The sequence below is a fragment of the Tepidimonas sp. genome, from assembly GCF_036825565.1.
In the GTDB taxonomy this organism is placed as follows: domain Bacteria; phylum Pseudomonadota; class Gammaproteobacteria; order Burkholderiales; family Burkholderiaceae_C; genus Tepidimonas.
Genome location: NZ_DAISXZ010000009.1, coordinates 15,221 through 41,780 on the forward strand (window position 1 = coordinate 15,221; position 26,560 = coordinate 41,780).

The following is a 26,560-nucleotide window of genomic DNA, read 5'->3' on the forward strand; positions in this document are numbered from 1 at the left end:
GCACGGTCAGCCCAACTTGGACACGGCCACGTGCTGGAGAAGCTGCTGCACCGCCGGATCCATCGCGTCGGTGAAGGGCTTGGGGTGGATACCGAAGTACAGCACCATGATCGCCAGCAGGGCCAGCATCAGAAACTCGCGCGCGTTGATGTCCTTGAGGGCCTTGACGTGCTCATGCACGGGCGCGCCCATGTAGACCCGCTTGAACATCCACAAGGAGTACGCGGCCCCGAAAATGAGCGACGTCGCCGCCAACAGCCCGACCCAGAAATTGGCCTGGACCGCCGCCAAGATGACCATCCACTCGCCAACGAAGCCGGCCGTGCCCGGCAGGCCGGCGTTGGCCATCACGAACAGCAGGGCGAAGGCGCCAAACGCGGGCATGGTGTTGAGCACGCCACCATAGTCCTTGATCTCGCGCGAATGCACCCGGTCGTACAGCACGCCGATGCACAGGAACATCGCCGCCGACACAAAGCCGTGCGCGATCATCTGCACGATGGCGCCGGACAGCCCCAGATCGTTGAAGACGAAAAAGCCCAGCGTCACGAAGCCCATGTGCGCCACCGACGAATAGGCCACGAGCTTCTTCATATCCTGCTGCACCATCGCCACCAAGCCGACGTAAATTACCGCCACCAGAGACAGCGCGATCATCAGACCCGCCCACTGGTGGGCGGCGTCCGGCGTGATCGGCAGCGAAAAGCGCAGAAAACCGTACGCCCCGAGCTTGAGCATGATCGCCGCCAGCACGGCCGAGCCGCCAGTGGGCGCCTCGACGTGCACGTCCGGCAGCCAGGTGTGCACCGGCCACATCGGCACCTTGACCGCAAACGCCGCCAGGAAAGCGAAGAACAGCGCCGTCTGCACACCACCGGCCAGCGGCAACTTGTGCCAAGTCGCCAGATCGAAACTGCCGCCCGAGGCGTTGTACAGATACACCAAAGCCACCAGCATCAGCAACGAGCCCAGCAGCGTGTAGAGAAAGAACTTGAACGCCGCGTAAATCTTGTTCGGCCCGCCCCAGATGCCGATGACGATGTACATCGGGATCAGTGTCGCCTCGAAGAAGATGTAGAACAGCATCGCATCCAGCGACGCAAACACCCCGATCATCAGGCCGGACAGGATCAGGAACGCCCCCATGTATTGGTGAACGCGCTCGGTGATCACCTCCCAGCCCGCGATCACGACGACGACGGTGATGAACGCCGTCAGCAGGATCAGCCAGAGCGAAATCCCGTCCACCCCCAGGTGGTAGTGAACGTTGAAGCGTTCGATCCACGGCGCCTTCTCGACGAACTGCATCGCGGCGGAGCCAACCTCGAAGCCCGTGTAGAGCGGCACGGTCACGGCCAGCCCCAACAGCGCGCCGACGAGCGCCAGCCAGCGCACCGCGTTGGCGTGCTCATCGCGACCGATCGCGAGCAGCACGACGCCAAAAAAGATCGGCGTCCAAATCGCAAGGCTCAACAAACCCATGCTGTCGTTCTCCTTATTTGGCGAGCCAGACGAAATAGGTCATGAAGGCCAGGACGCCAAGAATCATCACGAAGGCGTAGTGGTACAGGTAGCCGGTCTGCACACGGCGCACCAGTCCCGCGACCGCCCCGACGACCTTCCAGCTCAGATTGACGATCCCGGCCTCGATCACGCCGCGATCGCCCCCCTTCCACAATCCGACCCCGATGCCGCGCGCCGCGCGCGCGATCACGTTCTCGTTGATCCAGTCCATGTAGTACTTGTTTTCCAGCACCACCACCAGCGGCCGCAGTGCCTGCGCGATGCGACCGGGCCAATCGGGGCGCAGCATGTAGAGGTACCAGGCCGACACCGCCCCGGCCAGCGCCAGGTAGAACGGCGGCGTGCTGAAGGCGTGCAGCGCCATCGCCAGCGGGCCGTGGAAGATTTCGGCAAAGCGGGCCATCGCCGGGTGCTTGTCGGCGTGCACCTCGATCGAGGCGGCCAGGAACTCGCCAAACAGCATCGGCTGGATGGTCAGGAAGCCGATCACCACCGACGGCACCGCCAGCAGCAGCAGCGGTGCGGTGACCACCCACGGCGACTCGTGCGGCTTGCCGTCGCCGTGGTCGTCGGAATCGCCATGGTGGCCGTGGTGCGCGTCCGGGTTCTGGTCATAGCGCTCCGCGCCGTGGAACACCAGGAAATACAGGCGGAACGAATAGAACGCCGTCACGAACACCCCGGCCAGCACCGCGAAATACGCGAAGCCCGAGGCCGGCAGTTGACTGAAGCGCACCACCTCGATGATCGCATCCTTCGAGTAAAACCCCGAAAACAGAGGTGTGCCGATCAGCGCCAGCGTGCCGAGCAGAAAGGTGATCCAGGTGATCGGCATGTACTTGCGCACGCCCCCCATCCAGCGGATGTCCTGGTTGTGGTGCATGCCGATGATGACCGAGCCGGCGGCCAGGAACAGCAGCGCCTTGAAGAACGCGTGCGTCATCAAGTGGAACACCGCCACCGAGTAGGCCGAGGCGCCCAGCGCCACCGTCATGTAGCCGAGCTGCGACAGCGTCGAGTACGCCACCACGCGCTTGATGTCGTTCTGGATGATGCCGAGGAACCCCATGAACAGCGCGGTGATGGCGCCAATCACCAGGATGAAGTTCAGCGCCGCATCCGACAGCTCGTAGATCGGCGACATGCGCGCGACCATGAAGATGCCGGCGGTCACCATCGTTGCGGCGTGGATCAGCGCCGAGATCGGCGTCGGGCCTTCCATCGAGTCCGGCAGCCAGACGTGCAGCGGGAACTGCGCGCTCTTGCCCATCGCGCCGATGAACAGGCAGATGCCGATCACCGTCACCAGCATCGCCTCCTGCCCGAAGACATACCACGGGAACTCGATGGTGGCGAGCTTGTCGGCCTGGTCGAAGACCTCGTTGTAGTTCAGCGTGCCGGTGTAGGCCGCCAGCAGCCCGATGCCGAGGATGAAGCCGAAGTCGCCGACCCGGTTGACGAGGAAGGCCTTCATGTTGGCGAAGATCGCCGTCGGCTTGTTGAACCAGAAGCCGATCAGCAGGTACGACACCAGGCCCACGGCCTCCCAGCCGAAGAACAACTGCAGCAGGTTGTTGCTCATGACCAGCATGAGCATCGAGAAGGTGAACAGCGAGATATAGGCGAAGAAGCGGTTGTAGCCCGGGTCGTCCTCCATGTAGCCGATGGTGTAGATGTGCACCATCAGCGACACGAAAGTCACCACGCACATCATCATCGCGGTCAGGCCGTCGACCAGAAAGCCGATCTCCATCTTCAGGCCGCCGATGACCATCCACTCGTAGATCGTCTGCTCGAAGTAGGCGCCGTCCAGCGCGACGCGCTTGAGCGTAATCGCCGAGAGGATGAACGAAACCAGCACACCCAGAATGGTCAAGCTGTGCGACCAGCGCCGGCCGATCCAGTTGCCGCCAAACTTCGTGCCCAGAATGCCGGCGGCGGCCGCCCCGATCAGCGGGGCCAGCGGCACGGCCAGCAGCATGCTTGCAGAGAGTGTCGTCATGGTGAGGGTCGCGTGGTATCCGGGATGCGCCTCAACCCTTGAGGGTGTTGAGCGTCTCGACGTCGATCGACGACTTGTTGCGGAACAGCAGCACCAGGATCGCCAGGCCAATGGCCGACTCTGCCGCTGCCACGGTCAGGATGAAGAACACGAAGACCTGCCCGTGCAGATCGCCCAAGTAATGGGCGAAGGCGACGAAGTTGATGTTGACGGCCAGCAGCATCAGCTCGATGGCCATCAGCAGCACGATCAGGTTCTTGCGATTGAGGAAGATGCCCACCACCGACAGCGCGAACAGAATCGCGCCCACCGACAGAAAGTGCCCGACCCCGAGGGATCCGAGTGCGTTCATGCTTGCTCCTCCTTGGCGGCCTCGCGCGCGGCCGTGCGCGTCGCGGGCACGTTGAGCACCTGCAGGCGGTCGGCGGCCTTCACGCGCACCTGCACCCCCGGATCGACGGTCTTGGTGTCTTTGCGCCCGCGCAGGGTCAGGGCGATGGCGGCGATCATCGCTACCAGCAGGATGACGGCCGCCGCCTGAATCGGATACAGATACTCGCTGTAGAGCAGGCGCCCAAGTTCGTAGGTGTTGCGGTGATCCGCCGCATGCATGGCCCCGGTGACCGACGGGCTGGCCGTGGCGGTCGGGAAGCCGGCCCACAGCACCGCGATCAGCTCGACGCTAACCAGTGCCCCCAGGACCAGCGCCAGCGGCAGGTGCTTCCAGAACCCCACGCGCAAGGTATCGACGTTGATGTCGAGCATCATCACGACGAAGAGGAACAGCACCATCACCGCGCCGAGGTACACAAGCACCAGCGCGATACCCAGGAACTCCGCCTTGAGCAGCAGCCACAGCGCCGCCGCCTGCGAGAAGGCCAACATCAGATACAGCACCGCATGCACCGGGTTGCGCGCCGTGATGACGCGAAACCCGGCAAACAACAGCACCGCCGAAAAGAAATAGAAGAAACCGGAGACGAAGTCCATGATGTGCTCGTGCGGTGGCGGTGATCAGCGGTACTTCGCGTCGGCCGCCTTGGCCGCCGCGATCTCCTTCTCGTAGCGATCACCGACGGCCAGCAGCATGTCCTTCGTGAAGTACAGGTCGCCGCGCTTCTCGCCGTGGTATTCGAAGATGTGCGTCTCGACGATCGCATCGACCGGGCAGGCCTCCTCGCAAAAGCCGCAGAAGATGCACTTGGTCAGGTCGATGTCGTAGCGCGTCGTGCGGCGGGTACCGTCCTCGCGCTGGGCCGATTCGATGGTGATGGCCATTGCGGGGCAGACCGCTTCGCACAGCTTGCACGCGATGCAGCGCTCTTCGCCGTTCTCATAACGGCGCTGCGCGTGCAGCCCACGAAAGCGCGGCGACAGCGGGGTCTTTTCCTCGGGGAACTGCACCGTAACCTTGCGGCGCAGCGCATAGCGGCCGGTCAGGGCCATGCCCTTGAGCAGCTCGACGAGCAAAAAGCTCTTGAAGAAATCTTTGAGCGAGAACGGAGCGACGGCGGTGGCGGACATGGAACGACCCTCCTTCACTTCCAGGGATTCCACGACGTCTGCATCACGGCGCCCACCAGCAGCAGCCAGATTAGCGTCACCGGGATGAAGATCTTCCAGCCCAGACGCATGATCTGGTCGTAGCGGAAGCGCGGGAACGTGGCCCGGATCCAGATGAACATGGACACCACGACGGTGGTCTTCAGGCCCAGCCAAACCCAGCCCGGGATGGCGTTGAACACGGCGCTGTCGATGGGCGGCAGCCAACCACCCAGGAACATCAGCACTGCCAGAATCGACACCAACCACATGCTGGCGTACTCGGCCAGGAAGAAGATCGCGAAGCCCATGCCCGAGTATTCGACCATGTGGCCGGCCACGATCTCGGCCTCGCCCTCGACGACGTCGAACGGGTGGCGGTTGGTCTCGGCCACCGCCGAGATCAGATAGACCATGAAAATCGGCAGCAGCGGCAGCCAGTTCCACGACAGGAAGTTGAGCCCCATGTCGGCCGCCACGCCGCGCGACTGCGAGGCCACGATCTCCGCCAGATTCAGGCTGCCGGCGGTCATCACCACGACGAGGAAGCAAAAGCCGATCGCGATCTCGTAGCTCACCATCTGCGCCGAGGCGCGCAGCGCGCCGAGGAAAGCGTACTTGGAGTTGGACGCCCAACCGGCGATGATGACGCCGTAGACCTCGATAGACGTGATGGCCAGAATCACCAGCAGGCCGGCATTGACGTTGGCCAGCACCACGTCCGGCCCGAACGGAATGGCCACCCACGCGGCCAGCGCCGGCATGATGGCCATGATCGGCCCCAGGCGGAACAGACCGTTGTTGGCCGCCGTGGGGCGGATCAATTCCTTGGTCAACAGCTTGAGGGCGTCGGCGATGGGTTGCAACAAGCCAAACGGCCCGACGCGGTTGGGCCCAAGGCGCACCTGCATGAAGCCAAGCAGCCGCCGCTCCCACCACGTCAGGTAGGCCACCAGCAGCATCAGCGGGGCCAGCAGCACGACGATCTTGAGCAGGATCCAGATCACCGGCCAGCCGGCTTGCGTCCACCACGCCGCCATGCTGAGGTGTAGCCCTCCTTGGTAGATCGCGTCGATCATGTGCACACTCCTTCAGCAGCGACCCGGGCCGCACGGCCGTCCGCCGTCGCCTGCAGCGCGGGCGCGCGCCGCACCAGCGCATCCAACTGGTAAATGGCGGCCACACAGGGCTCGCCCGCGGCCGGCGTCCGGTCGATGGCCTCGACCGTGACACGGTTGTTCAGCCGCTCGGCCGGCACAAACTCGCCGTGGGCCACGCCGGGCAGCGCCTGCGCCAGCACCTCCTGCGAGGAGGTCTGCTCGAAGCCAGACAGCCCCAGCAGGTTGCCCAGCACACGCAGCACCTTCCAACCGGGCCGGGTTTCGCCCAACGGCTTGACCACAGCCTGGAAGCTTTGCAGCCGGCCCTCGGCATTGACGAACGAGCCGGAGGTTTCGGTGAACGGCGCCACCGGCAACAGCACATCGCTGATGGCAAGGTTGGTTTTGAACGGGCTGAGCGTCACGACCAACTCGGCCGCGGCCAGCGCGGCACCGTCCCCCGCGGTATCGGCGCCCGGCTCCACGCCCAGTAGCACGGCGGCCTTGAGCGCACCACCCAACATGCGCTGCGCGTCCAGCCCACCCTCGCCCGGCAACACGCCGACGAGTTGAGCCCCCACGGTATTGGCCGCCTCGGTCAGGTAGCCCCAGCGGGCACCGGTCTGTTGCGCAATCCACTGCGCCAGAGCCAGCAGCGATGCCGCGCGGGCATGGTGTGCCGCGGCATTGCCCAACAGCACGGCCTTGCGCTCGCCGCCGAGCAGCGACTGCGCGACGGCCCGCGCGGCGTCGTCGACGGCGACACCTTCCACCCCCGCGGGGACGGCGACGCCCTTGGCCTCGGCCACCGCGGCGGCGACGCCGGCCAAGGCTGCGACCCAGTCGGCAGCCGGTGCAGTCAGCACGCGGTGCAAGGGCATCGCCCAATCGACGGCCTCCGCCGCCAGCGCGGACACCTGGGCCCCCTTGCGGGCCGCCTGCCGAATGCGCTGCGCAAACAGCGGATGGTCCTTGCGCAGATTGGAGCCGACGACGAACACCCGCTCCAACGTGGACAGTTCGGCAATCGGCAGACCCAGCCAGCGGGCCTGCCCCGCCGGCGCCGCGTGGTCGAACGTGGCCGCGCGCAGCCGATGGTCCAGATTGGGGCTGCCCAACCCCGCCATCAGGGCACGCCCCAGGGCCAGTTCTTCGACGGTTGCATGGGGGCTGGCCAGCAGGCCGATTGCGCCTGCGCCGTGCCGCTCACGCACGCCTTTGAGACCGTTGGCCACGTATTCCAGCGCGGTCGACCAGTCCACCGTGCGCCACTCGCCGCCCTGTTTGATCATGGGCTGCGTCACACGGTCCGGCCCGTTGAGCGCCTCGTAGCTGAAGCGGTCGCGGTCAGCGATCCAGCACTCGTTGACGGCTTCGTTTTCCAGCGGCACGACACGCAGCACGCGGTCGCCCTTGACCTGCACGACCAGATTGGCGCCGGTGGAGTCGTGCGGGCTGATGCTCTTGCGCCGCGCCAGCTCCCAGGTGCGTGCGGCGTAGCGGAACGGCTTGCTGGTCAGCGCACCGACCGGGCACAGGTCGATCATGTTGCCGGACAGCTCGGAGTCCACCGTCTGGCCGAGGAAGGTCTCGATCTCGGAGTGCTCGCCGCGGTGGCTCATGCCGAGTTCCATGACCCCGGCGATCTCCTGCCCGAAGCGCACACAACGGGTACAGTGGATGCAGCGGCTCATCTCCTCCATCGAGATCAGCGGCCCGACGTTCTTGTGGAAGACGATGCGCTTTTCTTCCTCGTAACGCGAGCGCGTGCCGCCGTAGCCCACCGCCAGGTCTTGTAACTGGCACTCGCCGCCCTGGTCACAGATCGGGCAGTCCAGCGGGTGGTTGATAAGCAAAAACTCCATCACCGCCTTTTGCGCCTTGATGGCCTTGTCGCTCTTCGTACGCACGACCATGCCCATGGTCACGGGTGTGGCGCAGGCCGGCATGGGCTTGGGCGCCTTCTCCACATCAACCAGGCACATGCGGCAGTTGGCCGCGATGGACAGCTTCTTGTGGTAGCAGAAGTGCGGCACGTAGACGCCCGCTTTTTCGGCCGCATGCATGACCATGCTGCCGGGCGGGACCTCCACCTTCTTGCCGTCGAGTTCGATTTCAACCATGGAGGCGCTCACTTCAGACGTAGGCCGGGACCATGCAGGTCTTGTGTTCGACGTGGTGGACGAACTCGTGGCGGAAGTGTTTGATCATCCCGCGCACCGGCATCGCCGCCGCGTCGCCCAGCGCACAGATCGTGCGGCCCATGATGTTTTCGGCCACGTTGTCGAGCAGGTCGAGATCGCTGGGGCGACCCTGGCCGTTCTCGATGCGATCGACCACCCGCCACAGCCAGCCCGTACCCTCACGGCAGGGCGTGCACTGGCCGCAGGACTCGTGCATGTAGAAGTAGCTCAGCCGCTGCAGCGACTTGACCATGCAGCGCGTGTCGTCCATCACGATGACGGCGCCCGACCCCAGCATGGAGCCCGCTTTGGCGATGGAGTCGTAGTCCATCGTGCAGTCCATCATGATCGAAGCGGGCAGCACCGGCGCCGAGGACCCACCGGGAATCACCGCCTTGAGCTGACGCCCCGCGCGTACGCCGCCCGCCAGCTCCAGCAGCTTGGCAAACGGTGTACCCAGGGGGATTTCGTAGTTTCCGGGCCGCTCGACGTCCCCGCTGACCGAAAAAATCTTGGTGCCGCCATTGTTGGGCTTGCCAACCTCCAAATAAGCCTGACCGCCGTGGCGAATGATCCAGGGCACCGCGGCGAACGTCTCGGTGTTGTTAATGGTGGTCGGCTTGCCGTACAGGCCAAAGCTGGCCGGAAACGGCGGCTTGAAGCGCGGCTGACCTTTCTTGCCCTCCAGCGACTCGAGCAGCGCGGTTTCTTCCCCGCAGATGTAGGCGCCGAATCCGTGGTGGGCGTGGAGCTGGAAGCCAAAACCGCTGCCGAGGATGTTGTCGCCCAGGTAGCCGGCGGCACGGGCCTCTTCCAGTGCGGCTTCGAAGCGCTCGTAGACCTGGAAGATCTCGCCGTGGATGTAGTTGTAGCCGACCGAGATGCCCATGGCATACGCAGCGATCGCCATCCCCTCGATGACGATGTGCGGGTTGTACATAAGGATGTCGCGGTCCTTGCAGGTGCCGGGTTCGCCCTCGTCCGAATTGCATACGAGGTACTTTTGGCCCGGAAACTGGCGCGGCATGAAGCTCCACTTCAGGCCGGTAGGGAAGCCCGCGCCACCCCGCCCGCGCAGGGCGCTGGCCTTGACCTCAGCGATCACCTGATCGGGCGTGAGGCCCTCGCCACCGTCCTTGCCCAGGATGCGGCGCAGCGCCTGGTAGCCGCCGCGCGCCTCGTAATCCTTCAGGCGCCAGTTGGTACCGTCCAAACCCGCGTAGATCTGCGGCTGGATGTGGCGGCCGTGGAAGCAGGTCTGCACCCCGGTCGCCTGAAACTGCTGCAGGAGTTGGTGGACGTTCATGCCTGGCCCTCCGCAGCCGTGGCGCGCAGGCCATCGACCAGTTGGTCGAGCCGCTCGGTCGTCATGAAGCTGCACATGTGCCGGTCATTGACCAACATCACCGGCGCATCGGCACAGGCCCCCAGACACTCACAGGGCTGCAGGGTGAAGGTGCCGTCGGCGGTGGTCTCGCCCGGGCGGATGCCCAGCTTCTCGGCCAGATACTGCAGCGCCTTGGCGCCGTCGCGCAACTGGCACGGCAGATTGGTGCAGACGTTGAGCTTGAAGCGCCCGACCGGCTGCTGGTTGTACATGTTGTAGAAGGTCGTGACCTCGTGCACGGCGATCGGCGCCATGCCCAGGTAGTTGGCCACGGCCCGCTCGGCCGCCGGGCTGACCCAGCCCTGCTCCTGTTGCACGATGGCCAGACACGCCATCACCGCCGACTGGCGCTGATCAGCCGGGTATTTGGCGACCTCGCGCGCGAACCGGGCCAGTGTCGCCTCGGACAGCACCATCGGCTCGACGGTGCGGGATTCGGTGCTCATCGGTCGATCTCTCCAAAAACGATGTCCAGGGTGCCGATGATGGCGACGGCGTCGGCCAGCATGTGACCGCGCGCCATTTCGTCGAGGCAGGACAGATGGGCAAACCCCGGCGCGCGGATCTTCAGGCGGTAGGGCTTGTTGGCCCCGTCGCTGACCAGGTAAATGCCGAACTCGCCCTTGGGGTGCTCGACCGCCGCGTAGGCCTCGCCCTCGGGGACGTGGAAGCCTTCGGTGAAGAGCTTGAAGTGGTGGATCAGCTCTTCCATGTTGGTCTTCATCGCCTCGCGCTTGGGCGGTGCGACCTTGGTGTTGTCGGTGATGACCGGCCCCGGGTTGGTGCGCAGCCAGTCCACGCACTGCTTGATGATGCGGTTGGACTGACGCATCTCCTCCATGCGCACGAGGTAGCGGTCGTAGGTGTCGCCCGTCTTGCCGACCGGGATGTCGAAATCGAGCCGGTCGTACACCTCGTAGGGCTGCTTTTTGCGCAGGTCCCAGGCGATGCCGGAGCCGCGCAACATGGGGCCGGTCATGCCCATGGCCAGCGCCTTTTCGGGCGGGACCACGCCGATGCCGACGGTGCGCTGCTTCCAGATGCGGTTGTCGGTCAGGAGCGTGTGGTACTCCTCGAGATACTTGGGGAAGCGCTGTGTGAAGTCGTCGATGAAGTCCAGCAGCGAGCCCTGGCGGTTCTGGTTGAGCTCCTCCAGCGCCCGCGCGTTGCGGATCTTGCTGACCTTGTACTGCGGCATCGTGTCCGGCAGGTCGCGGTAGACCCCGCCCGGACGGAAATAGGCCGCATGCATGCGCGCGCCAGACACCGCCTCGTACATGTCGAACAGGTCCTCGCGCTCGCGAAAGCAATACAGCAGGATGGTGGAGCTGCCGCAGTCGTTTCCGTGCGAGCCCAGCCACATCAGGTGGTTGAGCAGCCGGGTGATCTCCGAGAACATCACGCGGATGTACTGCGCGCGGATCGGCACCTCGATGCCCAGCAGCTTTTCGATCGCCAGGCAGTAGGCGTGCTCGTTGCACATCATCGAGACGTAGTCCAGCCGATCCATGTAAGGCAGCGACTGGATGAACGTCTTGTGCTCGGCAAGCTTCTCGGTGGCGCGATGTAGCAGACCGATGTGGGGGTCGGCACGCTGCACGACCTCGCCGTCGAGCTCCAGCACCAGACGCAGCACGCCGTGCGCGGCCGGATGCTGCGGACCGAAGTTCAGGGTGTAGTTCTTGATGTCAGCCATGACGGATCTACCCTCGGGGCGCGCGGCCCGTCAGTGCAGCCCCCCGTACGCGTCTTCGCGGATGATGCGCGGGGTGATCTCGCGCGGCTCGATGGTGACCGGCTCGTAAATGACGCGCCGCCGCTCGGGGTCATAACGCATCTCGACGTGGCCGGACAGGGGGAAGTCCTTGCGGAACGGGTGGCCGATAAAGCCATAGTCGGTGAGGATGCGACGCAGATCCGCGTGGCCCTCGAACACGATGCCGAACAGATCGAAAGCCTCGCGCTCATACCAGTTGGCCGAGGGCCAGACCGACGTCACGGAGTCAATGACCGGAAAGTCGTCGTCGGGGCAGAAGGTGCGCACCCGCACGCGCTGGTTCAGGCTGACCGACAGCAAGTGGGACACGACGGCAAAGCGCGACCCTTCCCACGCGCCGTCGCGGTAGGTCGAATAATCCACGCCGCACAGGTCGAGCAGTTGCTCGAAGCGGCAACCCGGGGCATCGCGCAGGGTCTGCATGACCTCGAGGTACTGCGACGCCGGCACCACCACGGTCACTTCGCCGCGGGACAGGGTCACGCTCTGGGCCCGCTCGCCGAGGGCGGCGGCCACGGCATCGCGCACCGCCTCGTCCGCCGGACGGACGGATTGGGAAGCGAGCGCCGCCCAGGCGCCGGCTTGCATCGTCGAGGTCATCGATACTCCTCCTCAGGCTCCGCGCGGGGTCGCCCCGTCAGACGCGGGCGATGGTGTTGGTGCGGCGGATCTTGTGCTGCAACTGGATGATCCCGTACAGCAGCGCCTCGGCCGTCGGCGGGCAGCCGGGCACATACACATCGACGGGCACGATGCGGTCGCAGCCGCGCACCACCGAGTAGCTGTAGTGGTAATAGCCGCCGCCGTTGGCACACGATCCCATGGACAGCACCCAGCGCGGCTCGGCCATCTGGTCGTACACCTTGCGCAGCGCAGGTGCCATCTTGTTGCACAGCGTGCCGGCGACGATCATCAGGTCGGACTGCCGGGGGCTGGCGCGAAACACCTCGGCGCCGAAGCGGGCGATGTCGTAGCGGGCCGTCGCGGCGTGCATCATCTCCACCGCGCAGCACGCCAGCCCGAAGGTCATCGGCCACAGCGATCCGGTTTTGGCCCAATTCACCACGGCGTCGTAGCTGGTGGTGAAAAAGCCTTCCTTGAACACACCTTCGATCATCTGCCGCTCCCAGGTATTGCCTGCCGTTTCGCCCGCTGTGCCGCCTCTCGCGCCCACTCACTCCCAGTCGAGCGCACCCTTCTTCCACTCGTAGACGAAACCCACCACGAGGATCATCAGGAACATCACACCCGCCCAGAAGCCCGTTGCGCCGATGTCGGCAAACGCCACCGCCCAGGGAATCAAAAAGGCGATTTCCAGATCGAACAGGATGAACAGGATGGCCACGAGGTAGTAGCGCACATCGAACTTCATGCGCGCGTCCTCGAAGGCCTCGAAGCCGCATTCGTAGGGGGAGTTTTTCTCGGGATCCGGACGATTGGGGCCCAGCAGGTAGCCAAATACCTGCGGGAGTACCCCAACACCCAAGCCCACCAGAATGAACAGAAATACGGGAAGGTACTGCTCAAGGCTCACGGGCGCCTCCGGAAAAAAGCGCCCTGCGGGCGCTTTATCGATATCTGGACTGGTGCCGACGGCGAGACTCGAACTCGCACAGCTTTCGCCACTACCCCCTCAAGATAGCGTGTCTACCAATTTCACCACGTCGGCAATGGGGCATCGTCGAACGCTGGATTTGGCTGCACCGCCCCAGCTGCGAATCGTGCATCGACGATGTCGAGGATTGTACCCGGAAAAGTTCCCCTTTCCGGGGCACGCGGGCGCGGCAGCCCGCGGCCGCGGCCTCACTGTCCCGGAATCTGCGCGGCGCCGACTGCCGGCGACTGCGCCGGGGCGGCGCCCGAAGCGGCGGGGGCGGCCGGCGCGGTCGGTGCCAGCGGGACCGCCGGAACGCTTTCGAGCACGCTGCCGGAGCCGGCGGCCTTGGGGCGCTGGTAGCCCATGAAGGCCAGCGCCAACGTCGCGGCGAGGAAGACCGTCGCCAGCACGGCCGTGCTGCGCGACAGGAAATTGGCGCCACCCGACGCACCGAACAGGCTGGCCGATGCCCCACCCCCAAACGCTGCGCCGGCGTCGGCGCCTTTGCCGTGCTGCACCAGCACCAGCCCGATCATGGCCAGCGCGGACAGCACTTGCACCACCATCAACAACGTGAACAGCACGTTCATGAGCACTCCTGAAAGTCGACAAGCGATCCGATCGGCGCGCCCCACTCAGGGCGCTGCCGCGATGATGTGGAGGAACTCACGGGCCTTGAGTGAGGCGCTGCCGATGAGTCCCCCGTCGATGTCGGGCTGGGCCAGCAGCGCGGCGGCGTTGCCCGCGTTCATGCTGCCGCCGTAGAGGATGCGCACCCGCCGCTCACTGGAGGCCGCCGCGCGCAGTTGTGCGCGCAGCACGGCGTGGACCGCCTGGGCCTGCTCGGGCGTGGCGGTGCGCCCCGTGCCGATGGCCCACACCGGCTCGTAGGCGACCACGATTTCGGTGACGCAATGACCCACCGCATGGATGACCGCGGCGAGTTGGCGCTTGACAACCAGTTCGGTGTCGCCCTGCGCGCGCTGGGCCTCGGTCTCGCCGACGCACACGATGGGGGTGATACCGCAGGCCAGCGCGCGCTGCGCCTTGCGCGCCACGGTCTCGTCCGTTTCGCCGTGGTACTGGCGTCGCTCGGAATGGCCAACGATGACCCAACGGCAGCCGAAGTCGCGCAGCATCGTCGCGCTCACCTCGCCGGTGTAAGGGCCGGCCTCGTGCACCGAGACGTCCTGTGCCCCCCAGGTCACGGGGCCGCCGGCACACAGCGCCTGCGCCTGCGCCAGATACGGTGCCGGCACGCACACGGCCACATCGGCGCGCGCATCGGCCGCCAACCCGTCGCGCAACGCGCGCAGCAGCGCATCGTTGTCGGCCAGGTTGCCGTGCATTTTCCAGTTGCCTGCGATCAGTTTACGCACTCCAATCCTCCTGCGCGGCGTCAAGCCGCGGCACCCGACCAGTCGAGCACGATCTTGCCGATGTGCTGGTTGCTCTCCATGAGGGCATGGGCGTGCGCCGCCTGCCCGGCCGGAAAGACGCGGTGCACCACCGGACGGATGGCCCCGCGTTCGATGAGCGGCCAGACGTGCTGGCGCAGTTCGCGCGCGATGGCGGCCTTGAACGCGACCGACCGCGGGCGCAGGGTGGAGCCGGTGATGGTCAGGCGCCGGCGCAGCACCTTGCCCGCGTCGAACGCTGCCTCGGTGCCGCCCTGCACCGCGATGATGACCAGCCGGCCGTCCTCGGCCAGGCAGTCGATCTCCCGCGCAACATAGGGGCCCGCGACCATGTCGAGGATCACATCGACGCCCCGCCCGCCCGTCAGGCGCGCCACCTCGGCCACGAAGTCCTGGCTGCGGTAGAGGATGGCTTGGTCGGCGCCCAGGCGCACACACGCCTCGGCCTTTTCGGCCGAGCCGACCGTCACCAGAACGCGAGCGCCCATGGCGCGCGCCATCTGGATGGCCGTCACGCCGATGCCGCTGGAGCCCCCCTGCACCAGCAGGACCTCCCCGGCCTGCAGGCGGCCGCGGTCGAAGACGTTGCTCCAGACGGTGAAGAAGGTTTCCGGAATGCCCGCGGCCTCGACATCGCTCCAGCCGCGCGGAATGGGCAGGCACTGGCCGATCGGGGCGACGCAATACTCGGCGTAGCCTCCACCAGCAACCAGCGCGCAGACGCGGTCGCCGATGCGCAAACCCGCGGTCTCCATCGCCTCGACGTCACCGCTGTCGATGGTACCCGCCACCTCCAGCCCCGGCAGATCGGGCGCGCCGGGCGGCGGGGCGTACTGGCCGCGGCGCTGCAGCACATCGGGCCGGTTGACACCCGAGGCGCTGACGCGGATGCGCACCTCGCCCTCACCTGCCTCCGGACGCGGACGCTGCACCAGGCGCAGCACGTCCGGCGCGCCGTAGGCGGAGATCTCGATCGCGTGCATCAGCGGGGCCACGGGACACCTCCTGCCGGTCAAACCCGGCTCACTGCTGTTGCTGTTGCTGTTGCTGCTGCTGGGCGGCTGACTCGCCACGGTCCAGCAAGGCCTTCATCGACAGCTTGATGCGGCCCTTGTCGTCGGTCTCCAGCACCTTGACCTTGACGATCTGTCCTTCCTGCAAGAAGTCCGACACCTTCTCGACACGCTGGTGCGCGATCTGGCTGATGTGCAACAGCCCGTCCTTGCCGGGCAGAATGTTGACCAGGGCGCCGAAGTCCAGGATCTTGGTCACCGGGCCTTCGTAGATCTGACCGACCTCCACCTCGGCGGTGATCTCCTCGATGCGGCGGCGCGCCTCGGCCGCGCGATCGGCGTCGGTGGAGGCGATGGTGATGGTGCCGTCCTCGGCGATGTCGATCGTCGTGCCGGTCTCTTCGGTCAGCGCGCGGATGGTGGCGCCGCCCTTGCCGATCACGTCGCGGATCTTCTCCGGGTTGATCTTCATGGTGTACAGGCGCGGCGCGTAGGCCGAAATGTCCGCGCGCGCGCCGGCGATGGCGCCTTGCATCTTGTCCAGGATGTGCAGGCGCGCCTCCTTGGCCTGCGCCAGCGCCACCTGCATGATCTCCTTGGTGATGCCCTGGATCTTGATGTCCATCTGCAGTGCCGTGACGCCCTGCGTGGTGCCGGCGACCTTGAAGTCCATGTCGCCCAGGTGGTCCTCGTCACCCAGAATGTCGGTCAGCACCGCGAACTTGTTGCCCTCCTTGATCAGACCCATGGCGATGCCGGCCACGTGCGCCTTCATCGGCACGCCGGCGTCCATCAGCGCCAGGCACCCGCCGCAGACGGTGGCCATCGAGGAGGAGCCGTTGGACTCGGTCACCTCGGAGACGACGCGGATGGTGTAGGGGAACTCGTCCTTGCTCGGCAGGCAGGCCACCAACGCCCGCTTAGCCAGGCGGCCGTGGCCGATCTCGCGCCGCTTCGGCGCACCGACGCGCCCCGTCTCGCCGGTGGCGAACGGTGGCATGTTGTAGTGCAGCATGAAGCGGTCCTGGTACTCGCCCGACAGCGCGTCGATGATCTGCGCGTCGCGCTCGGTACCCAGGGTGGCGATCACCAGCGCCTGCGTCTCGCCGCGCGTGAACAGCGCCGAGCCATGCGTACGCGGCAACACGCCGGTGCGGATCTCGATCGGGCGCACGGTGCGCGTGTCGCGGCCGTCAATGCGCGGCTCGCCGTTCAGGATCTGCTGGCGCACGATGCGCGCCTCGATCTCGAACAGCAGGCCGTCGACCTTGACCTCGTCAAACGCCATGCCCTGCTCGGCAAGGCCCGCCTTGACGGTGGCGTAGGCCTCGCGGCAGGCCTGGGTGCGCGCCTGCTTGTTGCGGATCTGGTAGGCCGCACGCAGCCGCTCTTCGCCCAGCTCGGTGACCTTGGCGATCAGCGCCTCGTCGCGCGCCGGCGGCTGCCAGCTCCAGGCCGGCTTGCCGGCCGCACGCACCAGGTCGTTGATGGCGGCAATCGCGATGTTGCCCTGCTCGTGGCCGAAGACGACCGCGCCCAGCATCACTTCTTCGGTGAGTTGGTCGGCCTCGGACTCCACCATCAGCACCGCCGACTCGGTGCCCGCCACGACCAGATCCAGGCGCGAATTGGCCTTGTCCGCCGGGCTGGGGTTGAGCACGTACTCGCCGTTGATGTAGCCGACGCGCGCGGCGCCGATCGGGCCGTTGAACGGGATGCCGCTGATGGCCAGCGCGGCGCTGGAGGCGATCATCGCCGGGATGTCGGCATCGACGTCCGGGTTGAGCGACAGTGTGTGGACGACGATCTGCACCTCGTTGAAAAAGCCGTCCGGAAACAGCGGCCGGATCGGGCGGTCGATCAGGCGGCTGGTCAGCGTCTCGTACTCGCTCGGACGGCCCTCGCGCTTGAAAAAGCTGCCCGGAATCTTGCCGGCGGCATACGCCTTTTCGACGTAATCGACTGTCAGCGGGAAGAAGTCCTGGCCGGGCTTGGCCTCGGGGCGGGCAACGACGGTGGCCAGCACGACGGTGCCGTCCATGTCGAGCAGCACCGCGCCGGTGGCCTGGCGGGCGATCTCGCCGGTTTCCATCGTGACCGTGTGACGGCCCCACTGGAAGGTCTTGGTGTGTTTCTGAAACAGGCTCATGGATGCAACTCCTGGAGTGGAAGGCCGCCAGCGTCAGAACACGATGCCATTCCATGGCGGCCCCCGAAGACGGGACGGCAGTGGAATGACACAGCTTCGCTCTGGGCCGCTGAGGCCGCAATGCCCTCAGGCCGGATCGGCCGTCAGGCGGAAAAAATGGTCATGATGCGACAAAAAGCGCCCTGGACCGACGGCCGGCCCCGGGCGCTTGGCGTGCATGGCGGGCATACACCCGGTGGCGTGGTCGATCGCCGATTACTTGCGCAGGCCCAGCTTCTGGATCAGCGCGACGTAGCGGTCGGCGTCCTTGGCCTTCAGGTAGTCGAGCAGCTTGCGGCGGCGGCTCACCAGCTTGAGCAGGCCGCGGCGGCCGTGGTGGTCCTTGGCGTGGGTCTTGAAGTGGGGGGTCAGCTCGTTGATGCGGGCCGTCAGCAGCGCGACCTGGACCTCGGGGCTGCCCGTGTCGTTGGGGCCGCGGGCGTTGTCGGCGATGACTTTGGCTTTGACGTCGGAAGCAATCATGGATACCTCGGATGAACATGCGTCCTGCCGCAGGTGAGCGCCAATCCAACCATGGAACGACGCGTTGCCGCAGCGGGCGTGATGCACCCTGCATGACGCAGGGCAGCCGCGCATTATAGCCGCAACCACTCCCGCAGGCGGTCGACGCCCTGCTGCAAGCGCGCCGGGTCGCGGCTGGCAAAGCACCAGCGCAGCCACCCCCGGCCGGCGTCGCCGAAGGCGCTGCCCGGCGCCAGACCCAGGCCCGCCTCCCGCACAAGTTGCTTGGCCAAGGCCAGATCATCGTCCCCCTGCCCGGCCAAGCGGAAAAACACATACATGCCCCCCGGGGGCGGCGCCACCTGCACACCGGGCAGCGCCGTCAACGCCGCCAGCAGGGTGTCTCGCCCCTGCCGAAAGCGCGCCACCAGCGGCGGCACCCGCTCGTGCGCCTGTTGCAAGGCCGCCAGCGCCCCCCGCTGGACGAACACCGGCGCGCAGCTCGTGTTGTACTCGACCAGCTTGCCCAGCGCGTGGGTCAACGAGGGCGGCAGCACCAGCCAGCCCAGGCGCCAGCCCGTCATCAAAAAGCTCTTGGAGAAGCTGTGCGCGACGATCAGCCGATCCTCGGGTTGGGCCAGATCGAGAAAGCTCGGCGCACAGGCGGCGTCGCCGGCGCCTTCGCCATCGGGGTAGTACAAACGCTCGTACACCTCGTCGGCCACGATCCATGTCCCGGTGCCGCGACAGTGGGCCAGAATCGCCGCCTGCTCGCGGGCATCGAGCGTCCAGCCCGTGGGGTTGTTGGGCGAGTTGACGACCAGCAGCCGGGTCGCCGGGGTGATGGCGCCCAGCAGCGCGGACAGGTCCAGCCGCCAGTGGCCGTACGCGTCCGGCGCCAGCGACACGGTGCGCACCCGCGCCCCCAGAATGCGCGGCTGGGCGACCAGATTGGGCCAGGCCGGCTCGACGACGACCACCTCGTCACCCGCATCGACCAGCGCCTGGGCCGCCAGCATCAGCCCGTTGACGCCGCCGGACGTGACCGCGATCCGGCCAAACCAATCGGCGGCCTGACGCGACTGGGCCGGATGGGTGTGCGCCATATAGGCGGCAATCGCTTCGCGCAGTTCCGGCAACCCCAGGTTGTGGGCATAAAAGGTCTCGCCCGCCTGCAACGACGCGATGGCCGCGGCGCGCACGACCTCGGGCGTGACCTCGTCGCTCTCGCCAAACCAGAAGCGCAGCACAACGGGGCGGCCCAAGCCGGCGTTGGCCACTTCCCGGATGCGGGATTCTTCGAGCGCGGCGACGACGGAACGCATGGCGAACAAACTCCTTCGGGCCGCGCGCGGCCCGGCTTCAGGGACGGGTCATCCGGCAGGTGTGGGGTTGCTCGGCCGCGGCGGCGTCCAGCCGCTGCAGCACCCGAAAACCATACCCCGACCCCTCGACGTCGAACGGCACGCCGGGGGCGCCCTGCCGGTCCATGACGGCGACCATCAACGGCTGCTGGGCCTGGTGGTCGGCCGCCCGCATGCGCAGGCGCTGCCCGGCCAAGGCGACGTCCGCCTGCTCCAGCGCCCGCGCGATGCGCGCCGCCCCCGGCAGTGTAGCCGCACCGCCCGCTGCGCCCCCCGTGCGAGCAGCGGATTCGATGGCCTGGGCCAGCGCCTCGACCATGAGCTGCATGCGCATGTGCAAATAGTCGTCCGCGGGGTTGGGGAAGCGCTGGCGAAAAGCCTCGTAGAAGCGGCGCGACTCCGCGCCCGGCGCGTTGGGGAACCAGTCCGCCACCGCAATCACCTTGCCGATGCCCGCGTCGCCGATGGCGGCGGGTGCCCCCAGCGCATTGCCGTAGAAGGTGTAGAACTTGCCTTCGAAGCCCACCTCGCGCGCGGCGCGCACCAGCAGCGTCAGGTCATTGCCCCAGTTGCCCGTGATGACCGCCTGGGCACCGCTGGCCTTGATCTTGGTGACATAGGGCAAAAAATCCTTGATGCGCGCCATCGGGTGCAGCTCCTCCCCCGCGATGCGCACATCGGGGCGCTGCAGGGCGAGTTGGCGCCGAGCCTCGCGCAGCACCGCCTGGCCAAAGCTGTAGTCCTGCCCGATCAGGTAGACGCTGCGCACCTCGCTGTCGGCCTTGAGCACGCTCATCAGCGCCGCCATGCGCATGTCCGCGTGCGCGTCGAAGCGGAAGTGCCAGTAGCTGCAGCGCTCGTTGGTCAGAATGGGGTCCACCGCCGAGTAGTTGAGGAACAGCACCTGCCGCTGCGGCTCGCGCTCGTTGTGGCGGTTGATGGCCTCGATCAAGGCCGCCGCCACCGCGGACGAGTTGCCCTGGGCAATCAGGGTGATGCCATCGTCGAGCGCGGCTTGCAGCGCGGACAGCGCCTCCTGCGGCTGCCCCTTGCTGTCGTAGCGCACGATCTGCAGCGGCCGGCGCACCCCGGGGGCGACTTCGATGCCGCCCCGGGCGTTGACGCGCTCGGCCGCCCAGACCAGGTTGCGAAACACCGCCTCGCCGGTGTTGCCGAACGGGCCGGACAGCGTTTCGATCAGCGCCAGCCGGATGGCCCCGTCCCCGCGCCCCGCCGCGGACTGGGCAGACACTGCCCCCATCCACCCCGCCAACCCCAGTGCGCCGGCGCGCACCAACCATTGCCGCCGTCCCGCGTCCCATGCCTGCGTCATACGTTCGATTCCTTTCTTTGTGCCGTATTCGCCGGATCGCGGCGCGGGCTTGCCCCCGCGCATCGCTCTCCGCTGCGGGACGGATTCTAGCGGGAAAACCCGGTCGTAATTCATAATTACGAAGCATTGCCGACAGCGGTCATCGTCGGGTCGCGCCGCCCGTCGGACGGCGCCTGCCGCGAGCGAGCTGCCCCCGGGGCGGCTACTCGGCAACCGCGTCGGGGGCGAGGGCCACGGCCTCCAGCGGCCAGCGAGGCAGGACGTCGAAAGCCCACGCCCGATCCGCGGCCGACCACGCACCCACTTGCCAGCGCATCGCGGCGGCCAGCGCGATCATGGCCCCGTTGTCGGTGCACAAGGCAACCTCGGGGTAATGCAGCCGCCAGCCGTGGCGCGTGGCCGCTTCGCCCAGTTGGGCGCGCAGACGGCGGTTGGCGCCCACCCCGCCGGCAACGACCAGACGGTTCAAGCCCGTGGCCTTCAGCGCCGCACGCGCCTTGTGCACCAGCACATCCACGATGGCCGCCTCGGTCGCCGCAGCCAGGTCCGCCTTGCGCGCCTCGAGCGCCGGGCCCAGCTTGCGCGCCTGGGTCAGCACCGCCGTCTTGAGCCCGGCGAACGAAAAATCCAGATCGCCGCTGTGCAGCAGCGGCCGGGGCAGCGCAAAGGAGGCGGGGTCGCCCTGCTCGGCGAGGCGCGACAAGGCCGGGCCGCCCGGGTAGCCCAGCCCCAGCACCTTGGCCGATTTGTCGAACGCCTCCCCGGCGGCGTCGTCGATGGTCTCGCCCAGCAGGTGGTAGCGCCCCACGCCGTCCACGCGCATCAGCTGCGTGTGCCCGCCCGACACGAGCAAGGCGACGAAGGGAAAGGCCGGTGGATCGGCACTCAGAAAGGGCGACAGCAGATGCCCTTCCAAATGGTGCACACCGACCGCGGGCACGCCCAACGCGGCCGCCAAGGCGCAAGCCACACCCGCCCCCACCAGCAGCGCACCAGCCAGGCCCGGGCCACGGGTGTAGGCGACGGCATCGATGGCGTGCAGCGCCACCGCGGTCTGGGCCAACGCGGCCTCGGTCAGCGGCAGCACGCGGCGAATGTGGTCGCGACTGGCCAGCTCCGGCACGACCCCGCCGTAGTCCCGGTGCATGGCCACCTGGCTGTGCAGCGCGGCCCCCAACAGGCGCGGCACGCCCTGCGGCGCCGCCTCGACCAGGGCGACACCGGTTTCGTCACACGACGATTCGATCCCCAAGATTTTCATGGGCGCAGTGTACGCATTCCTCCTACAATGGTCCGGTCGAAGGGGTCACCAATTGAATGCAGCGTCGCCGCGCCTCGTCGCCCTGATCGGCGCTTCCGCCGGAGGATTGGAGCCGCTGCGCGAGCTGGTGGCCGCGATGCCGCACGACCCGCGCATGGCGGCCATCGTGGCCCAGCACCTCGCCGGCAACGAACCGTCGGCCCTGGTACGGCTGCTGCAGGCAGTCACGCGCATCCCCGTGCAGCCCATCGCAGACGGCATGCCCTTGCGCGGCGGCCGGCTATATGTCACCCCGCCCGGACACCACGTCGAAATCGACGGCCGCGTGCTGCGGCTCTATGCCGCTAAGTCCGGCCCGGCGTCCGTGCCCTCGCTGGACCGCCTATTCAGCTCCGCCGCACGGGCACTCGGACGGCATGCGCTGGCCATCGTTCTGTCCGGCACGGGTCAGGACGGGGCGGCGGGCGCGCGCGTCGTGCGCGAGGCCGGTGGCGCGGTCTGGACCGAACAGCCCAGCAAGGCCCCGTTTGCCAGCATGCCGCAAGCCCTGATCGACCGGGGGCTGGCAGACCACGTCGCCAGCGCCGTGGCGCTGGGACGACGACTGGGCGACTGGATCGACGGCTCTGTGCCCATGCACGGCAAGGCCGACATGGCGGGCGAACGGGCGGCCTTTCACGCACTGGTCGAGCGCCTGGGCAGCCGTTCCGGCCTGGATCTGGGCCAATACCAGGAAGCCACGCTGCGCCGCCTTTTCGAGCGCGTGATGCGCCAGCATGGCGCGTCCAGCCTGGCGCAACTCGCCCAGGACGCGCAGAACGACCCCCAGCTCGTGCAAGCGTTGCTGCAATCGCTGACCATCGGCGTGACCGAATGGCTGCGCAACCCGTCGGCGTTCAATTCGCTGCGCCTGGCGTGGCGGGAATACATCCGGGCCCGCTACTCCGCGGGCGCGACGACCCTGCGCCTGTGGTCGGTGGGGTGCTCGACCGGCGAGGAAGTCTATGGTCTGGCCATGCTGACCGACGATGTCCTTGCCGAGCTGGGCTGCAGCATGGACTGGGTGGTGCTGGGCTCGGACGTCAGCGACCCGGCCCTGGAACAGGCGCGCAACGGGGTGTTCGACGAGGACAGCGTCCATGGCCTGCCGCCGGCATGGCGCGAGCGGTACTTCACCCGCATCGGGCACACGCTGCGGGTACAGCAGGACTTGCGCCGGCGCTGCATGTTCGCCCACCACGACGTCTTACAGGATCTGCCGTTCATGCGCATGGACTTGGTCGCCTGCCGCAATGTGCTGATCTACTTCAAGGGCCAAGCCAAGGACGAGGTTCTGAGCCGTTTGCACTACGCCCTGGTGCCCGATGGCTTGCTGATGCTGGGGCGCTCCGAAGACCTGTCCAGCCGCGTCCACCCCTGGTTCCAGGCTGTCTCCGTCCAGGAGCACCTGTGGCGCAAGCGCAGCGATGCCAGCGCCCGCCAGCCGCTGCCGGGGCTGGGGCGGCGCCACCCCAGGCGCGGCATGGTCGCCCCCCTGCACCCCGCGACGCCGCCGCAGTTGCGCCCAGTGGACCGGCTGGAAAACGACCTGCGCGAACGCCTGCTGAGCTACCTGATCGGCCGCTATGCCGCGCCTACCGTGCTGGTCGACCGCGAGGGCCACCCCCTGCACGTGGTCGGCCCCATGGAAGGCCTGATGCATTGGCCGGCCGGCCCGACGGCGGAATTGACCCTGCCCAACCTGGTGCCGGCCGCGTGGCGGCGCGATGTGCAGTTGGCGCAGCACCGCCTGCTGATCACGCAAGAGGCCGCCGTGCGCGTGCCCTTGCCGCCCATCGCGGAGCGGCCCGCCTACGTGCTCGAAGCCGCCCGGCTCGACCAGGGGCAGGACACGTATCTGATCTTCAGTTTCGGCCGTCCGCCCAGCGCGAACACGGACGGGTCTGGGCAGCCGCCGCCCGCGCCCGACGAGCCGCATGGACTGCACGAGGAACGCCTGCAAAGCCTGATCGAGGCGCTGGAGCACAGCCAGAGCAAGTTGCAGCAGGTCAACGAGGCGTTGAGCGTCACCTCCGAGGAGCTGGAAGCCTCCAACGAAGAGCTGGAAGCCTCCAACGAGGAGCTGCGCACCCTCAACGAAGAGCTGGACCGCTCGCTGCGCGAGCAGCAACAGCTCAACGACCTGCTGCACGCCGTGCAGGAAAGCGCCGGCACCGCCCTCGCCGTGCTGGACCACGAGCGGCGCTTGCTGCGCTACAACCGGCCGGCGCAGGACATGCTCGTGCTGCGCGAGGCGCAACTGGCCTGCCCTGGACCTTCGACGACCGGCACTTTCCCTGGCCGGGGGAACTGGTGGAGCATGTGGCCAAGGGGGCGCCCGGCCCCTGGCAGGGCCAGATCGAGCTGGCCCAGGCGCGCTATCTGGTGCAGTTGGTGCCGTGGCAAACCCACGACGCACGCACCGGCTACGTCCTCTCCGTCACCGACCTGACGGAGCTGCAAAGCGCCGAGAAAGCCCGACTGGAACTCCAGACCCGGCTCAGCGCCCTGACCGAGGCACTGCACGAGGCGGTCCTGCTGTTCGATCCCCGCAACGAGCGGTTGATCTACGCCTCCCACCGCTATCAGGACTGGTTCGGCCCGGCCGACGCCACCCCGACGCCGCCCAAGCTCGGGGCGTGGATCGACGCCATCGCCAGCGACGAACGCGCCCGTGTCATCGACCGATGGCGCGACGACACGGTCCCGCAATGGACGCAGCGCTACCGCGTGCAAACGCGCGATGGCGGCTGGCGCCACCTGCAGGAGCGCGCCAGCCGCATCACCGCCAGCGACGGCCAAACCACACTGATTGCCGCGTCGCTGCTGGATGTGACGGAGATGGTCCAGCTCGAGCAACGCGAGCGCAGCGCCCACGCGCGGCTGCAGGCCGTTTGGGACAACCCCAGCGTCGGCATCGCCGTGTGCGACGGCAGCGGCGTGGTCATCGAATGCAACGGCGCGCTGACCCTGCGGCTGGGCGCCACCGATGCCGAGCTGCGCGGCACCCGCTGGATCGACTGGGTGGACGTCGACGACCGGGGCGCCATGCAGGTGCAATGGCGCTCGCTGCTCAGCGGGCGCTCGCCGCCGCCGCTGGAGCAACGCCTGCACACCCGCGAAGGCGCCCAGCGCTGGACGCGGCAACACCTGTCGCTGGCCCGATCCGCGCTGGGATCGGGCGATCTGGTGGTGGTCTTGCTCGAGAACATCGAAGAAGCCAAGCTGCGCGAGCAGACCATCTTTCGCCAGGCCAACTACGACGCCCTGACCGGGCTGCCCAACCGCCGCCTGTACCGGGACCGGCTGGAGCAGGCGCTGCTGCGGGCGCAACGCGACGGCCATCCGGTCTACGTCATGTTCTGCGACCTGGACGGCTTCAAAGAGGTCAACGATGTGCATGGGCACGAGATGGGCGACGCCGTCCTCGTCGAGACGGCGTCGCGCATCCGCCGGACCCTGCGGCCGAACGACACCATCGCGCGCTTTGGCGGCGACGAGTTCGTGATGCTGATCGACGGGGCGGAGTCGCCCCTGGTGGTCGAGCGAATCGCCGACACCGTGCTGCAGTCGCTGCGCCAGCCTTTCCATGTGGGCGACCAGACCCTGCGGCTGAGCGGCAGTGTCGGCATCGCCGCCCACCCCTCCGACGGCGAAACGCCCGAAGAGCTGCTGCGCATGGCCGACACGGCCATGTACGCGGCCAAGAACGGCGGCCGCGACCGGATGCGGTTTTACTCGCCGCAGATGGAGAGCCGCACCCGGCGCCTGGCGGAAATCAAGGCAGGCCTGGAGCAGGCGCTGACCCAGGGCCAGTTCGAACTGCACTACCAGCCCATGGTCACCCTGCCGCAGCGCCAGGTGCGGGGGGCCGAGGTGCTGCTGCGCTGGCGCCACCCGGAGCGGGGCCTCGTGTCCCCGGCCGAGTTCATCGGTGTGGCCGAATCCAGCGGCCAGATCCGCCGCATCGGCGCCTGGGTGCTGCGCGAAACGGCCCGCGCCGCGTTGGAGGCCGCGGCGCGTTGGGGCGATGATTTTCGGTTGTCGGTCAACGTCTCGGCCACGCAGTTTGGTGACAGCGCCTTGCGCGAATGGCTGGACGAGCACGGCGCGGCCCTGCCCCACCTGACCATCGAGGTGACCGAATCCGTCTGGATGGCCGACAGCCCCTCGACCCTGAGCTGGCTGCAGCGGGTGCGCGAACGCGGCGCTCTGGTGGCGCTGGACGACTTCGGCACCGGGTATTCAAGCTTGGCCTACCTGCTGCGCACGCCGGTGGACGAGCTCAAGATCGACAAGCGCTTCACGGACCACGTCGGCACCGGCGGCCCAAGCGAGCGCATCGTGACGGCCGTGCTCGAGATTGCGGC

General features: G+C 67.3%; 23 protein-coding genes and 1 tRNA gene. 2 read left to right on the forward strand and 22 right to left on the reverse strand.

Features of this window, described 5'->3' with window-relative positions; genetic code table 11:
- Positions 1-6: 6 nt before the first annotated feature.
- The 22 genes from V7026_RS02710 to tsaD all read right to left on the reverse strand — a co-directional run bounded on the left by V7026_RS02710 (position 7) and on the right by tsaD (position 22,151).
- On the reverse strand, positions 7-1,482 hold the full coding sequence (locus tag V7026_RS02710; protein WP_334153704.1) for an NADH-quinone oxidoreductase subunit M: 1,476 nt from the start codon (positions 1,480-1,482) through the stop codon (positions 7-9).
- A gap of 13 nt (positions 1,483-1,495) precedes the next feature.
- Positions 1,496-3,526, reverse strand: a complete 2,031-nt coding sequence (nuoL, locus tag V7026_RS02715; RefSeq protein WP_334153705.1) for an NADH-quinone oxidoreductase subunit L — start codon at positions 3,524-3,526, stop codon at positions 1,496-1,498.
- Positions 3,527-3,557: 31 nt separating this feature from the next.
- Positions 3,558-3,878 carry an NADH-quinone oxidoreductase subunit NuoK gene (nuoK, locus tag V7026_RS02720; protein WP_334153706.1) on the reverse strand — a complete coding sequence of 107 codons (321 nt, stop codon included), beginning with the start codon at positions 3,876-3,878 and terminating at the stop codon, positions 3,558-3,560.
- On the reverse strand, positions 3,875-4,516 hold the full coding sequence (locus V7026_RS02725) for an NADH-quinone oxidoreductase subunit J (RefSeq protein ID WP_334153707.1): 642 nt from the start codon (positions 4,514-4,516) through the stop codon (positions 3,875-3,877). Before V7026_RS02725 ends, nuoK begins: the two co-directional genes overlap by 4 nt.
- Before the next feature lie 24 nt (positions 4,517-4,540).
- Positions 4,541-5,050: an NADH-quinone oxidoreductase subunit NuoI gene (nuoI, locus tag V7026_RS02730; RefSeq protein ID WP_334153708.1), complete on the reverse strand. Its 510-nt coding sequence runs from the start codon at positions 5,048-5,050 to the stop codon at positions 4,541-4,543.
- A 14-nt stretch (positions 5,051-5,064) separates the two neighbouring features.
- Positions 5,065-6,147, reverse strand: coding sequence for an NADH-quinone oxidoreductase subunit NuoH (gene nuoH / locus V7026_RS02735; protein ID WP_334153709.1), 1,083 nt, complete (start codon positions 6,145-6,147; stop codon positions 5,065-5,067).
- The gene (gene nuoG / locus V7026_RS02740; protein ID WP_334153710.1) at positions 6,144-8,291 is read right to left on the reverse strand and encodes an NADH-quinone oxidoreductase subunit NuoG; all 2,148 of its coding nucleotides are present in this window, start codon (positions 8,289-8,291) and stop codon (positions 6,144-6,146) included. Before nuoG ends, nuoH begins: the two co-directional genes overlap by 4 nt.
- A gap of 13 nt (positions 8,292-8,304) precedes the next feature.
- A complete protein-coding gene (nuoF, locus tag V7026_RS02745) occupies positions 8,305-9,657 on the reverse strand; it encodes an NADH-quinone oxidoreductase subunit NuoF (protein WP_334153712.1) in 1,353 nt (450 codons plus the stop codon).
- Positions 9,654-10,184, reverse strand: a complete 531-nt coding sequence (gene nuoE, locus V7026_RS02750) for an NADH-quinone oxidoreductase subunit NuoE (RefSeq protein WP_334153713.1) — start codon at positions 10,182-10,184, stop codon at positions 9,654-9,656. The genes nuoF and nuoE overlap by 4 nt, the downstream gene beginning before the upstream one ends.
- Complete coding sequence (locus V7026_RS02755; protein ID WP_334153714.1) at positions 10,181-11,434, reverse strand: NADH-quinone oxidoreductase subunit D; 1,254 nt, start codon at positions 11,432-11,434, stop codon at positions 10,181-10,183. Before V7026_RS02755 ends, nuoE begins: the two co-directional genes overlap by 4 nt.
- Positions 11,435-11,464: 30 nt before the next feature.
- On the reverse strand, positions 11,465-12,103 hold the full coding sequence (locus tag V7026_RS02760) for an NADH-quinone oxidoreductase subunit C (RefSeq protein WP_334153729.1): 639 nt from the start codon (positions 12,101-12,103) through the stop codon (positions 11,465-11,467).
- Between the two features lie 49 nt (positions 12,104-12,152).
- Positions 12,153-12,632, reverse strand: coding sequence for a NuoB/complex I 20 kDa subunit family protein (locus tag V7026_RS02765; RefSeq protein ID WP_068609170.1), 480 nt, complete (start codon positions 12,630-12,632; stop codon positions 12,153-12,155).
- A 57-nt stretch (positions 12,633-12,689) separates the two neighbouring features.
- On the reverse strand, positions 12,690-13,049 hold the full coding sequence (locus tag V7026_RS02770; protein ID WP_334153716.1) for an NADH-quinone oxidoreductase subunit A: 360 nt from the start codon (positions 13,047-13,049) through the stop codon (positions 12,690-12,692).
- A 50-nt stretch (positions 13,050-13,099) separates the two neighbouring features.
- Positions 13,100-13,184: transfer RNA gene (locus V7026_RS02775), tRNA-Leu, on the reverse strand.
- 134 nt (positions 13,185-13,318) lie between these two features.
- On the reverse strand, positions 13,319-13,702 hold the full coding sequence (gene secG, locus V7026_RS02780) for a preprotein translocase subunit SecG (RefSeq protein ID WP_334153717.1): 384 nt from the start codon (positions 13,700-13,702) through the stop codon (positions 13,319-13,321).
- 45 nt (positions 13,703-13,747) lie between these two features.
- On the reverse strand, positions 13,748-14,497 hold the full coding sequence (gene tpiA, locus V7026_RS02785; RefSeq protein WP_334153731.1) for a triose-phosphate isomerase: 750 nt from the start codon (positions 14,495-14,497) through the stop codon (positions 13,748-13,750).
- A 14-nt stretch (positions 14,498-14,511) separates the two neighbouring features.
- Positions 14,512-15,513, reverse strand: a complete 1,002-nt coding sequence (locus tag V7026_RS02790) for an NAD(P)H-quinone oxidoreductase (RefSeq protein WP_334153733.1) — start codon at positions 15,511-15,513, stop codon at positions 14,512-14,514.
- A gap of 40 nt (positions 15,514-15,553) precedes the next feature.
- On the reverse strand, positions 15,554-17,692 hold the full coding sequence (pnp, locus tag V7026_RS02795; RefSeq protein WP_334153718.1) for a polyribonucleotide nucleotidyltransferase: 2,139 nt from the start codon (positions 17,690-17,692) through the stop codon (positions 15,554-15,556).
- Between the two features lie 255 nt (positions 17,693-17,947).
- Complete coding sequence (gene rpsO, locus V7026_RS02800; protein ID WP_068609165.1) at positions 17,948-18,214, reverse strand: 30S ribosomal protein S15; 267 nt, start codon at positions 18,212-18,214, stop codon at positions 17,948-17,950.
- A 113-nt stretch (positions 18,215-18,327) separates the two neighbouring features.
- Positions 18,328-19,518, reverse strand: a complete 1,191-nt coding sequence (locus V7026_RS02805; RefSeq protein WP_334153721.1) for a pyridoxal phosphate-dependent aminotransferase — start codon at positions 19,516-19,518, stop codon at positions 18,328-18,330.
- A 37-nt stretch (positions 19,519-19,555) separates the two neighbouring features.
- A complete protein-coding gene (locus V7026_RS02810; RefSeq protein ID WP_443082307.1) occupies positions 19,556-20,890 on the reverse strand; it encodes a branched-chain amino acid ABC transporter substrate-binding protein in 1,335 nt (444 codons plus the stop codon).
- Positions 20,891-21,092: 202 nt separating this feature from the next.
- Positions 21,093-22,151, reverse strand: coding sequence for a tRNA (adenosine(37)-N6)-threonylcarbamoyltransferase complex transferase subunit TsaD (gene tsaD, locus V7026_RS02815; protein WP_334153723.1), 1,059 nt, complete (start codon positions 22,149-22,151; stop codon positions 21,093-21,095).
- Positions 22,152-22,203: 52 nt separating this feature from the next.
- On the opposite strand from tsaD, the gene V7026_RS02820 reads away from it, so the two are divergent.
- Together V7026_RS02820 and V7026_RS02825 are read left to right on the forward strand one after the other, a co-directional pair.
- Entirely contained in the window at positions 22,204-24,642 is a 2,439-nt protein-coding gene (locus tag V7026_RS02820; RefSeq protein WP_334153725.1) for a CheR family methyltransferase, read from the forward strand.
- On the forward strand, positions 24,585-26,560 hold a 1,976-nt coding region (locus V7026_RS02825; RefSeq protein ID WP_334153737.1), incomplete at its 3' end, for a putative bifunctional diguanylate cyclase/phosphodiesterase. The genes V7026_RS02820 and V7026_RS02825, both read left to right, overlap by 58 nt.

Excerpts from the sequence above, each read along its gene's own strand:
- nuoI (WP_334153708.1), bottom strand. The coding sequence starts at position 5,050 with ATGTCCGCCACCGCCGTCGCTCCGTTCTCGCTCAAAGATTTCTTCAAG.
- V7026_RS02810 (WP_443082307.1), bottom strand. The coding sequence starts at position 20,890 with ATGACGCAGGCATGGGACGCGGGACGGCGGCAATGGTTGGTGCGCGCC.
- V7026_RS02725 (WP_334153707.1), bottom strand. The coding sequence starts at position 4,516 with ATGGACTTCGTCTCCGGTTTCTTCTATTTCTTTTCGGCGGTGCTGTTG.
- pnp (WP_334153718.1), bottom strand. The coding sequence starts at position 17,692 with ATGAGCCTGTTTCAGAAACACACCAAGACCTTCCAGTGGGGCCGTCAC.
- V7026_RS02790 (WP_334153733.1), bottom strand. The coding sequence starts at position 15,513 with ATGCACGCGATCGAGATCTCCGCCTACGGCGCGCCGGACGTGCTGCGC.
- V7026_RS02710 (WP_334153704.1), bottom strand. The coding sequence starts at position 1,482 with ATGGGTTTGTTGAGCCTTGCGATTTGGACGCCGATCTTTTTTGGCGTC.
- nuoF (WP_334153712.1), bottom strand. The coding sequence starts at position 9,657 with ATGAACGTCCACCAACTCCTGCAGCAGTTTCAGGCGACCGGGGTGCAG.
- V7026_RS02755 (WP_334153714.1), bottom strand. The coding sequence starts at position 11,434 with ATGGCTGACATCAAGAACTACACCCTGAACTTCGGTCCGCAGCATCCG.
- secG (WP_334153717.1), bottom strand. The coding sequence starts at position 13,702 with ATGAACGTGCTGTTCACGTTGTTGATGGTGGTGCAAGTGCTGTCCGCG.
- nuoL (WP_334153705.1), bottom strand. The coding sequence starts at position 3,526 with ATGACGACACTCTCTGCAAGCATGCTGCTGGCCGTGCCGCTGGCCCCG.
- V7026_RS02760 (WP_334153729.1), bottom strand. The coding sequence starts at position 12,103 with ATGCAAGCCGGCGCCTGGGCGGCGCTCGCTTCCCAATCCGTCCGTCCG.
- V7026_RS02805 (WP_334153721.1), bottom strand. The coding sequence starts at position 19,518 with ATGCGTTCCGTCGTCGCCGCGCTCGAAGAATCCCGCATCCGGGAAGTG.
- nuoE (WP_334153713.1), bottom strand. The coding sequence starts at position 10,184 with ATGAGCACCGAATCCCGCACCGTCGAGCCGATGGTGCTGTCCGAGGCG.
- nuoK (WP_334153706.1), bottom strand. The coding sequence starts at position 3,878 with ATGAACGCACTCGGATCCCTCGGGGTCGGGCACTTTCTGTCGGTGGGC.
- nuoH (WP_334153709.1), bottom strand. The coding sequence starts at position 6,147 with ATGATCGACGCGATCTACCAAGGAGGGCTACACCTCAGCATGGCGGCG.
- tsaD (WP_334153723.1), bottom strand. The coding sequence starts at position 22,151 with ATGAAAATCTTGGGGATCGAATCGTCGTGTGACGAAACCGGTGTCGCC.
- V7026_RS02765 (WP_068609170.1), bottom strand. The coding sequence starts at position 12,632 with ATGATCGAAGGTGTGTTCAAGGAAGGCTTTTTCACCACCAGCTACGAC.
- rpsO (WP_068609165.1), bottom strand. The coding sequence starts at position 18,214 with ATGATTGCTTCCGACGTCAAAGCCAAAGTCATCGCCGACAACGCCCGC.
- nuoG (WP_334153710.1), bottom strand. The coding sequence starts at position 8,291 with ATGGTTGAAATCGAACTCGACGGCAAGAAGGTGGAGGTCCCGCCCGGC.